This is a genomic window from Sphingobacterium sp. UBA7253 (assembly GCF_002472745.1).
Lineage (GTDB): Bacteria > Bacteroidota > Bacteroidia > Sphingobacteriales > Sphingobacteriaceae > Sphingobacterium > Sphingobacterium siyangense.
Genome location: NZ_DKSP01000247.1, coordinates 9,326 through 9,865 on the forward strand (window position 1 = coordinate 9,326; position 540 = coordinate 9,865).

A 540-nucleotide genomic window follows, 5' to 3' on the forward strand; every position below is an offset into this window, starting at 1 on the left:
CCAATAAAAAGCCATTGCCAACCGACTAGCGATGTGATCAAAGCGCCTGCGCTGGATCCGAAAGCTGTGCCACCTGCCATGTTACCAAAGAATATCCCAAGCGCGTGCCCCCGTTTTTCGTACGGGTACCGATCGCTGATCCAGCTAATGGTTGTGGGGGCAATACCGGCGGCACCGATGCCGGTCAGCAAACGAAGGAAAATCATCTGGTTAATTCCATGGGCGTAAGCGGTCAGTAATGTCAATACAGAAAAGATGACTAGGCACAGCGTAATTATCCGGAACCTGCCAAAGCGATCACTTAGAGGCGCATATACCAATGTAAACAATCCATAGCCGAGCAGGTAAGATGGTTCAATAAAACTCACATGCCGGGTAGTCGTACCAAACTGTTCGGATAGCAGTGGAAGCAATGGCGCGACCATGAATCCCTGAAAAAAAACAATGAAAGTTGCCAAAGAAAGAATATAAACCGGGAACATAGATACGTCTGTGGCCGTTCTGTCATTTGTAATTAATTTGTACATTTCTATTATTTGT

General features: G+C 46.5%; 1 protein-coding gene. It reads right to left on the reverse strand.

The genetic code is table 11. The features are described 5' to 3' along the window. The coding region (locus B2X72_RS26060; RefSeq protein ID WP_286852103.1) for an MFS transporter at positions 1 to 527 on the reverse strand (527 nt) is incomplete at its 3' end. Positions 528 to 540: the final 13 nt, after the last annotated feature.